Annotated in this window: 10 protein-coding genes and 1 pseudogene; 2 read left to right on the forward strand and 9 right to left on the reverse strand. The window is 61.6% G+C overall.

Features of this window, described 5'->3' with window-relative positions:
* The coding region (locus LDL37_RS03280) for a gamma-glutamyltransferase (protein WP_290794288.1) at nucleotides 1–508 on the forward strand (508 nt) is incomplete at its 5' end.
* Nucleotides 509–512: 4 nt separating this feature from the next.
* Nucleotides 513–1223, forward strand: coding sequence for an NAD-dependent deacylase (locus LDL37_RS03285; protein WP_290794291.1), 711 nt, complete (start codon nucleotides 513–515; stop codon nucleotides 1221–1223).
* Here the strand turns inward: LDL37_RS03285 and LDL37_RS03290 are convergent.
* From LDL37_RS03290 to LDL37_RS03330, 9 genes and pseudogenes are all read right to left on the reverse strand, one after another.
* Nucleotides 1220–1759, reverse strand: a complete 540-nt coding sequence (locus LDL37_RS03290) for a hypothetical protein (RefSeq protein WP_272741267.1) — start codon at nucleotides 1757–1759, stop codon at nucleotides 1220–1222. The two genes, LDL37_RS03285 and LDL37_RS03290, sit on opposite strands and share 4 nt — an antisense overlap.
* A 33-nt stretch (nucleotides 1760–1792) precedes the next feature.
* A complete protein-coding gene (gene rodA, locus LDL37_RS03295; RefSeq protein ID WP_290794297.1) occupies nucleotides 1793–2956 on the reverse strand; it encodes a rod shape-determining protein RodA in 1164 nt (387 codons plus the stop codon).
* Nucleotides 2957–2963: 7 nt separating this feature from the next.
* Nucleotides 2964–4943 (reverse strand): penicillin-binding protein 2, encoded by a 1980-nt coding sequence (gene mrdA / locus LDL37_RS03300; RefSeq protein ID WP_290794300.1) that lies wholly within the window; start codon nucleotides 4941–4943, stop codon nucleotides 2964–2966.
* Complete coding sequence (locus LDL37_RS03305; protein WP_126419777.1) at nucleotides 4940–5563, reverse strand: hypothetical protein; 624 nt, start codon at nucleotides 5561–5563, stop codon at nucleotides 4940–4942. Before LDL37_RS03305 ends, mrdA begins: the two co-directional genes overlap by 4 nt.
* 4 nt (nucleotides 5564–5567) lie before the next feature.
* The gene (gene mreC / locus LDL37_RS03310) at nucleotides 5568–6641 is read right to left on the reverse strand and encodes a rod shape-determining protein MreC (protein WP_290794304.1); all 1074 of its coding nucleotides are present in this window, start codon (nucleotides 6639–6641) and stop codon (nucleotides 5568–5570) included.
* Between the two features lie 200 nt (nucleotides 6642–6841).
* On the reverse strand, nucleotides 6842–7885 hold the full coding sequence (locus tag LDL37_RS03315) for a rod shape-determining protein (protein ID WP_013479130.1): 1044 nt from the start codon (nucleotides 7883–7885) through the stop codon (nucleotides 6842–6844).
* A 190-nt stretch (nucleotides 7886–8075) separates the two neighbouring features.
* Nucleotides 8076–8876 carry a TVP38/TMEM64 family protein gene (locus LDL37_RS03320; protein WP_290794311.1) on the reverse strand — a complete coding sequence of 267 codons (801 nt, stop codon included), beginning with the start codon at nucleotides 8874–8876 and terminating at the stop codon, nucleotides 8076–8078.
* A gap of 108 nt (nucleotides 8877–8984) precedes the next feature.
* Entirely contained in the window at nucleotides 8985–9743 is a 759-nt protein-coding gene (locus tag LDL37_RS03325; protein ID WP_290794314.1) for a YebC/PmpR family DNA-binding transcriptional regulator, read from the reverse strand.
* Nucleotides 9744–9900: 157 nt separating this feature from the next.
* A pseudogene (locus LDL37_RS03330) lies at nucleotides 9901–10000 on the reverse strand (metallophosphoesterase); the annotation flags it as partial.

A 10000-nucleotide genomic window follows, 5' to 3' on the forward strand; every position in this document is an offset into this window, starting at 1 on the left:
CATGACCACAACGGTCGAAAGCCTCTTCGGCACGGGTCGTATGGTCGGCGGGTTTTTCCTGAACAATCAACTTACCGACTTCTCTTTCACCCCCGTGACAAAAACCGGCCAGAAGGTCGCCAATGCGGTCGAAGGGGGCAAGCGTCCGCGCTCCTCCATGTCGCCGGTGCTGATTTTCGATAAGGACAAGCGCCTGATCGGCATGATCGGATCACCCGGCGGTTCGTCCATCCTGTCCTATAATCTCAAGGCGCTGGTGGGGATGCTCGACTGGAATCTCAGCGTGCAGGAGGCCGTTGCCCTGCCGAATGTCGTGGCCAACCCGACGGCCATCCGCATCGAGGCTGGCCTGAAACCCGACGTTCTGCAAGGGCTGAAAGACATGGGCTATACGATCCAGGAGGTGCAGGGTGAAAACTCCGGCCTGCACGGCGTCATGTTCCGCAACGGCGGCATCGACGGCGGCGCCGATCCGCGCCGCGAAGGCGTGGTGCTGAAAGGGCAATAAGGCCGTGCGGCCCTCGATCGTCATCCTCACCGGTTCCGGCATTTCGGCAGAGTCGGGCGTGCCGACCTTTCGCGCCTCAGACGGACTGTGGTGCGGGCACCGCGTCGAAGCCGTGGCCACGCCCGAAGGCTTTGAAGCCAATCCGGTGCTGGTCCATGACTTCTACAATCAACGCCGGGCGCAGTTGAAGGACGTGGCCCCCAATGCGGCGCATCAGGCTCTGGCGCGGCTGTCGGCGGCCTATGACGGCGACGTGCTGCTGGTGACGCAGAATGTCGATGATTTGCACGACCGGGCGCACCGGGGTGTCACGCCGAAACGTGGCTTTGGCCTGATCCACATGCACGGTGAAGTGCTGCGGGCGCGCTGCATCGAAACGGGCAGGACGTGTGACTGGACCGGCGATATCCATATCGACACCCCCTCGCCGTTCGGGACGCTGGGCCTGCGCCCGGACATCGTGTGGTTCGGCGAAATGCCGTTTCAGATGGAGCGCATCTACGACGCCCTGTCGGGCTGCGGCCTGTTTATCTCCATCGGCACGTCGGGCAATGTCTATCCGGCGGCGGGCTTCGTGCAGGAGGCCACGCGCGCCGGGGCGCACACGGTGGAACTGAACCTTGAGCCGTCTCAGGGCCACAGCCTGTTTAAAGAGCGCCTGTACGGTCCCGCCACCGAGGTGGTCCCGGCCTATGTCGAAGGTTTAGTGGGTTAAAACACCCGCACCGCTGTGCAGCCGTTCATCTCGATCAGCAGCAGCAGGTCGATCAGGGCCTGCACCGGAGCCGTGCCGAAATCGACGTGCAGGTGGTCGGCATCGACCAGCAGCGAATGGATATGGCCCGAAAAGCGCGAGTCCAGATCGACATTGCGGTCTTCCGGATCGAACCAGGTTTCAAACCACGCCTCCAGCCCCTGTAGCGTTTCCGGCGCACCGGTCAGGGACAGGTTCATCTCGTGCCAGTCGAGCGCTTCGACCGTCATTTCCAGTTCGTTGAGCGTCACCACTATGGGGTCAAAAGCCACCTCTTCATCGGGCGACAGTTCGACGATCTGCGGCGCGTCGTCCTCCGCCGGGCCGGTCATATAGTCGGCGCAGTAGAGCGACCGGTAAAGCCCGGCCTCGACCGAGACCTCCAGCTTGACCTCGGCCACGCCGCCGGGATGGGCCTTGGCCTGGACATCGGCAAAGTGCGCAAATTGCCCCACATAGGAGTCGCGCGCCAGTTCGATCAGTTCTTCAAAATCCATAGTCTGTTTCTTTCGCGCCTGCCGGAAGCGCTTTTATTCAAAATGCGACAGGAAGGACTGGGTGCGCGGCAACTCCTGATAACGATGCACCTTTACCCCCATAACCAAGCCAAAGCCAATCATCACCGTGGTCATGACCGAGCCGCCATAGGACAGAAGCGGTTGCGGCACACCCACCACAGGGGCCAGCCCCATCACCATGGCGCCGTTGATCAGCACATAGAGCGCGAAGGTCGCCGTCACCCCCGCCGCCGCCAACCGCCCGAAGTGCGAATGCGATAAGGAGGCAATACGCAAGGCCATAAAGATAGCCAGCGCATAGAGGGCAAACACCGTAAACGCCCCAAGGAACCCTAGCTCCTCACCCACTGCCGCCAGAATAAAGTCGGTGTGTTTTTCCGGCAGGAAGCTCAGTTGCGACTGCGACCCCAGCCCCAGCCCCTTACCCAGCAAACCACCAGAGCCAATGGCGATCTTGGATTGCAGGATGTGGTAACCGTCGCCGGACGGGTCGGCTTCGGGATTGAGGAAGGTCAGGACGCGTTTCTGCTGATAGTCGTGCATCACGAACAGCACGAAGAACGGAATGGCGACCGCACCGCCCACGGCTGCGGTGCCGATAATGCGCCAGTCGAGCCCGGCCACGATCATCACGGTAATCCCGGTCAGCAGGATCAGCATGGCCGTGCCCAGATCCGGCTGGTGAGCCACCAGCAGCACAGGGGCCATGATCATGGTAAAGGGGATCAGCAGCTTCCACGACAGCACCGCGTCCTTGGTCCCCGCTTCATGATACCAGCGCGCCAGAGCCATCACGATAGACAGCTTCATGAATTCAGACGGCTGCATGGAGAAGGACCCGATTTCCAGCCAGCGCTGCGCCCCCATACGCACATCCCCGACCAGTTCCACGGCCACAAGCAGCAGCAGCGATACCCCGTAGGCCGGATAGGCCAGCAACATCCACCAGCGCAGATCGACCAGGGCCAGCACGATCATGAAGAGGAAACACAGGCCAAAACGCAGAACGTGATTGTAGGCCCACGGCTCCCACGACATGCCGCCTACCGAATAGAGGACCAGCACGCCGATGCCGGCAATCAGCGACAGCACCAGCGCAAAGCCCCAGTCCACCTGAAGCAGCTTGATGTCATAACGTTCGCGTTCGCCCCGCCGGGTCATTGCGCTTTCGGCCATGGAAACCTCAGGGTACGGGAGGGATGTATTCGTTGCTTTCCGGCGCGACCTCGGTGCTTTCGACCTCAGGCGGCGCGGTTTCGGCAGCTTCGACGGGTTCCGGCGGCGGCGGCGCAACGATACGCGCCTGAAGCTCAGGGTCCTTGAGCAGAGCCACCTTCATGATCTCACGCGCCTTTGGGGCGGCAAAGCGGCCCCCGGCGATACCGTGCTGCACGATGACCGCCATGGCGTAGCGTGGATTATCGACCGGCGCGTAGCAGACGAAAAGGCCGTGGTCCTTGTTCTTCCACTGCGTCGCCTTGCGCGTACCCGCGCGATCATAGTTGATGACCTGCGCCGTGCCGGTCTTGCCGGCCATCTTCATGTCACCCAGATTGAGCTGAGAGTTACGAAACGCCGTGCCGTCGGCGTCGTTGGACACCATCTCCATGCCGTCGCGCACGATCTGGATATGCTCCGGCGGGATACCCAGCGGCTTGAAATCAAAATCTTTATCCACCGCCCCGATCTTCTTGATCAGGTGCGGCGTGACGGCCTTGCCACCATTGGCGATGCGCGACACATAGACGGCCAGTTGCAGGGCAGACACCGTCGTATAGCCCTGCCCGATGGCCACCGACAGGGTTTCACCGAGATGCCATTTGGGGTCCTTGGGACGGTTACGGGTGCCATCGAAATAGCTCCGCTTCCATTCGGTCGTTGGCACAAGACCGGACTTCTGCCCCTCGATCTCCAGATCGAACAGCTCGCCCAGACCCAGCTTGTGAGCCATGGCCGCGATGCGGTCCACGCCGGGGCGATTACAGATGTGGTAAAAATAAGTGTCGCAGGAATATTTCAGCGCGTGGCGCATATCGACCGAACCGTGTACGCCGTGGCAGCGGAAGGTGCGATTGCCGAAACGGTAGGAGCCGCGGCAGACCACCTTCTCGTTCGGGTCGATACCGTAGTCGAGGAAGGACAGGGCCGTCGCCATCTTGAAGGTGGAACCCGGCGCAAAGGTCGAGCCAATCGCCTTGTCCAGCAGCGGACGGCGCTCATACTCGTTCAGCAGCTTATAGGCCTTGGACGAGATACCCGACACGAACAGGTTGGGATCGAAGGACGGGGCCGACACCATGCACAGGATTTCGCCGGTGTGGATGTTGAGCAGCACCGCACTGCCGGAATCCTGTTCGAACACCTCAAGCGCGCGCGCCTGCACCTCGGCATCCAGCGTCAGGGTGATGTCTTCGCCCGGCGTGGGTGGGCGCGTGCCATCGGGGTCTTCGGCGACGATATTGCCGCGCGCATTGACCTCGATCTTCTGGGCCCCTGCCACGCCGCGAAGCTGCTTGTCAAAGGCCTTTTCCACCCCCTGCTTGCCGATGCGAAAGCCCGGATGCAGCAGAAGCGGATCGGGGTTTTCCCCTTCGGCCTCAAGGTCTTTCTCCGAAATTTTCGAGACGTAACCCACGACGTGCGAAAAAGCCCCACCATAGTGATAGACGCGGATTTCGTCCATCACCGCCTGCACGCCGGGGATTTCGGCGGCAAACAGATTGACCCGCGAAAACTCTTCCCATGTTAAGTCAGCCGCCACCACGGTGGGCACAAAGCGCTGCGACTGGTTGATGTCGCGCACGATACGGCGGCGGTTGTCCTGCACCTGCGGCAGGACGTAGGAAATCTGATCCAGCGTATCGTCGAGATCGTCGATTTCATTGCGGATGATCAGCACGCGGAAGGACGGACGGTTCCCGGCAATGACATTGCCATTGCGGTCGAGAATCTTACCACGCGGCGGCGGCACAACGCGGAAATTGAACTGATTGGCCGCCGACAGGCGCTTGTACTTGCCGCCCTGCACGATCTGAAGCAACGCCAGTTGGCCGCCCAGCGCAAAGATACCCAGTGCCGTCAACCCGCCCATCAGAAAGATGCGGCGGTGGAACGTTCCCTGCTTCTCGTTAACGTCCTCAAAAAAGATGGAAGGTTCGCTCAATTGAACCTCACATCGCTGTTGAGAAAGCGCTCAAGCAGGATCAGCACCACGACCACCAGACACCAGGTGGCCAGCATCTGTTCAAACACGCTGATCAGGCGCGGCACGACACCGGAATCGAGCGTGGTCATGATCACGCCGAGCGTAAAAAACAACAGAACCGCAAGGGTATAGGCCCCGATGACCACCCAGGTGTCCTGCCCCACAATATAGCTGCGGATGATCAGCGTCGCCGCGTGGACGGCCATCAGGCCAATGACGTAGAAACCGAGCGGTGCGCCCCAGAAATAGTCGAGAAACAAACCCATCAGGCCCAGCAGGACCGGCGCGATAAAGCTGGGGCGGATCAGCGGCCAGGCAAAGGCCAGCGCCACAGGCCACACCGGTTCCGGCAGGTCGAGCCCAAACGGCAAAGGCAGGTCAGTGGCCAGCACCAGCGTCGCCAGAACCGCCAACAGCGCCGGATAGAGCAACCAGTCCTGCGGCCCGACAATGCCCCCCGATCCGCGGCGCGGTGTACGATTTTCAAACAACGCCTTGTACAGGCGCGCGCGGCGGCTGGCCGACGGCGTCATGCTGCGGGTGGACGATGAGCGGGGACGGCGTTGCGGAGCCAGCATGGCCTCAGCCTCCGCTGACACTGGCGGACGAGGCCGACGCCGGCGCCTCGGGGGCCGGAACGGGTTGCGGACGCGGCGTCTGTACGGCGGGAGACGACACCGGCGTCGGGCGTGGCCGCGCAACAGTGACCGGACTGGCGCTGGAGGCGGCAGAGCTGACGGCGGCTCCGCTTGCGGACACGGTAGCGCTTGAGACGCTGGCGCTGTGCGTGGTCGCGGCCGCCGTCGGGGGCGGTGGCGGCAGCACGTCGGTGACCAACGGCGTGCGCAGCACCTCTTCGGCGCGCGGAAGCTGGCTGAAATCCTTGAACTTCATGACCTTGACCAGATCAACGGGTCCGCGATTGGTATAAAGGTCAACGCGCCAGACGCCATCGACGCCGCGACGGGCCTCCCCTACCGGCAGGCCACGCGGGAAGATGCCGCCATCACCAGAGGTCAGGATCTGATCGCCTTTTTTGAGCACGTCCGGCCCACCACGCACAAACTCCAGACGCGGAAACCCGCCCCCGTCGCCCACCATCATGGCGCGGGCGTCGGTGCGCGCCACCATGACCGGCACACGGCTGACGACATCGGTGACCATCAGCACGCGGCTGACGTCCGGGCTGACGCCGACCACACGGCCGACCAGCCCGTGTTCATTGATCACCGGATTACCAAAAGCGAGGCCTCTGGATGACCCCGCATCAATCAGGCGATTGTTGTTGAACGGACCGCGCGATACCGACACCGAACGCGCCGAGACGCTTTCGACTTCCGGCTCGGTACGCAGGTTGAGCAGCACCTCATAGCGGCGGTTCAGTTCCCTGGCCTTGCGATACTCGTCGCGATAGCGCTCCAGTTCGACAATCTTCTGTTTCAGGACGCGGTTTTCGCTGACGGCGAAGAAATAGTCCTCGATGCCATTGGTGCGGTCGCTGACGAAGTGCGCAGGCGTTGACAGCAGATTATTGCTTTTGGCCGCCGCCCGGTCAAATCCGGCCCGATTGCCATAGGCCGCCGCATCCAGCCCGCCGCGACGGTCGCCCAGAAACAGCAATGCCGCGACCACGCAAATGGCGGCGACAAGGATCATCACTCCCCACGTAATGGGCAGTTTCAGATGTTCAAAAGGCTGGTTATCCCCGTATCGCACGCTGACTTCCCTCCGGGCCCACCCGGACCCTCACTCAGAGGACAGATACTGCAAGTTTCGGTCCGAAACTATCAAGGAAATTATAGACGGTCTGATGACAGGGCCGACGATTTTTCGGCCCTGTCCTCGCCCCTTCAGGCTCAGAACATCGTCGAGTCGAGGATGCCCTTCATCCAGCGCGGATGCTCAAGCACCTTACCGCAGCCGATGGCCACGCACGACAGGGGGTCTTCGGCAATCGTCACCGGCAGGCCCGTCTGATCACGGATTTCCGAGTCAAGCCCGCGCAGCAGCGCGCCACCACCGGTGAGCATGATGCCCTTGTCCGCGATGTCAGCGGCCAGTTCGGGCGGCGTGGCTTCCAGCGCCACCTTCACGGCCTCGATGATCTGCGCCACCGGTTCAGCCAGCGCCTCAGCGGCCTGACGCTCACTGATGCGCACTTCGCGCGGCACGCCCTGCATCAGGTCGCGGCCCTTCACTTCGATGGCCAGACCTTCACCATCGTGCGGGACGCGGGCGGTGCCGATGTCCTTCTTGATGCGCTCCGCTGTGGTTTCACCGATCAGCAGGTTGTGGTTACGGCGCATGAAATTGGTGATGGCTTCGTCCATCTTGTCACCACCGACGCGCACCGACTTGGCATAGACGACGCCCGACAGCGACAGAACGGCCACTTCGGTGGTGCCGCCGCCGATATCGACGACCATCGAACCGGTCGGCTCGTGGATGGGCAGGCCGGCCCCGATGGCCGCGGCCATGGGCTCAGGCAGCAGGCCGACACGACGCGCCCCGGCGTTCAGACACGAGTCATTGATGGCGCGGCGTTCCACAGCGGTCGCGCCCGACGGCACGCAGACAATAACCTTCGGGTTTACAAAACCCTTGCGATTGTGCACCTTGCGGATGAAGTACTTGATCATCTCTTCGGCGACTTCGAAATCGGCGATGACACCGTCGCGCATCGGACGGATGGCTTCCATGTGGCCAGGGGTACGGCCCAGCATCTGCTTGGCCTCGATGCCCACCGCGTGCACCACCTTGCGCCCGCCCATATTGCGCAGCGCCACCACCGACGGCTCGTTGAGCACGATGCCGCGCCCCTTCTGATAGACCAGCGTATTGGCCGTGCCGAGGTCGATGGCGATATCGTTGGAGAAGCTGCCGAAGAAGGGCTTTAACATTGAGCACTACCGCGAGAAATTTGTCTGGGAGGTGGCCGGGATACCGGCGGCGCATAGGGCCCCGTTAAGGGCGTCGCGCCGCGAAAACACGCGCCGTCCGCAAGGGGAAAACTCCCTTGCCCTTATCTCGCGTCAATTTCAAGGCCTTCAAAAAAAAACTTCGAATCACCTTGAAACGCATAACGGTAAACTATTGATTTCCGTCGTTCCCGCCCGCGGCGCTGCGGCCTTCGCGCCATTTGGTGATCAGGTGTCTGGCCAGAATGACAACGCCCAGCCAGGCCAGCCCGATCAGCGCGATCAGTGCGGTGCCCTTCCAGTCTCCGCCCTCGACGATGCGCGTAAAGACATTGCCAAACAGCGCCACCAGCGCCGTCTTGGGGATCGAGCCCAGCGCCAGCCCCAGTATGAAACCGGTGAAGGGGGCCTTCGATACGCCAAAGGCCATGTTGACGATGATGAACGGTGCCGAAGGGACGTTGCGCACGATGAAAGAGGCCGAAAAGGCGTTTCGCCCAATATAGTCCGACAGCCGCCCCAGATGCCCGCCGCCGATGCGGTTGAACGTATCCGCCCCGATAACCCGCCCCGTATAGAAGGTGGCGGCCCCGGACACGACGGTGGCCACCCACGAATAAAAGAAACCCAGCCACGGCCCGAAGGCCACCACACAGGCCGCGATCAGCACAAACTGCGGCGCGCCGATATAGGCCGACAGCGTAAAGACGGCGATGACGATGAAGATACCCCACGGGGAATCCCGATATTCGGCCATCCACAGCTCGAACTCATGCGTCACCTCATGGCCGAAGTCGGTCTTGCCGATCAGGAAAACCACGCCAATCATGGCAAACAAGGCCAACGTCACCCAGATGGCGCGCACCGTCTTGGCGTCCATCTCGAACAGGAACTGGCAGCAGCGCCGCCACAGGGGCAGCGGGCTGTTGGCGGCATCGCGCCCCGGTTCGGAAGGATCAGGCGTTTCGGTCATGACATGGCTATGTGCGACGGACCGCAATCGAAATCAATATGAAGAGGTAAAGTTTATGGCGTGGCCTTACTCAAACAAAAACCCCTCCGTTTCCGGAGGGGCTGATGATCAGGCGCTGAGCGCTTCCATCTCTTCGTCCGAGATGTCGAAATTGGCATAGACCGCCTGCACGTCATCATCATCATTGAGCGCGTCGATCAGCTTCATCAGCGTCTTGGCCGGGTCGCCGGTGATGGGCGACAGGGTCTGCGGCTTCCAGATAAACTTGGTGGACTTGGGATCGCCCAAAACCTTGGCCACGGCTTCGGTCACGGCGTTGAGATCTTCGTAAGCCGTGAAGATCAGGTGGCCGCCGTCTTCTTCGTCCTCATCGGTTTCCACATCGGCAGCCCCGGCTTCGATGGCCGCTTCCATGATGGCGTCAGCCGAACCGGCCTTCAGCGGATATTCGATCTGACCCATGCGGTCCCACATGAAGCTGACCGAGCCGGTTTCGCCCAGATTGCCGCCAAACTTGGTGAAGTAGGAGCGCACATTGCCGCCGGTACGGTTGCGGTTATCGGTCAGGGTCTCGACGATGATGCCGATACCTTGCGGCCCGAAGCCTTCGTAGCGGATTTCTTCCATATTGTCGGATTCACCGGCCGCCCCCTTCTTGATGGCGCGGTCGATATTGTCCTTCGGCATGGACTCGGCCTTGGCGTTGTTAACCGCCAGACGCAGACGCGGGTTCATGGCCGGGTCAGGCATACCCGACTTGGCGGCCACGGTGATGTCGCGCGCCAGCTTGGAAAACAGCTTGGAACGGGCCGCGTCGGCGCGGCCCTTCTTGTGCATGATGTTCTTGAATTTACTATGGCCAGCCATGGATTCACTCACGTAAAAGTTCGGCGGAGCCGAATCTTTTACGTGGCTCCATAAAGCGAAAAATCTCTCGGGGCGGCCCGTCGAGATTTTTCACATGATTGTTTGGCGGGAGTCTGGCCCTTCGTCAGAGCCTTACATCACCGGAATGCGCCAGCTTCTAAACCGAAACCTGAAGTTCTGGCAACACCGTCTTGAGACGCCCACCTAACCGGATGGGCTCGATGCGCGTGGCCAGTCCCGTCTTGTCGTCCGTCTCA

This window comes from Asticcacaulis sp., from assembly GCF_020217185.1.
Lineage (GTDB): Bacteria > Pseudomonadota > Alphaproteobacteria > Caulobacterales > Caulobacteraceae > Asticcacaulis.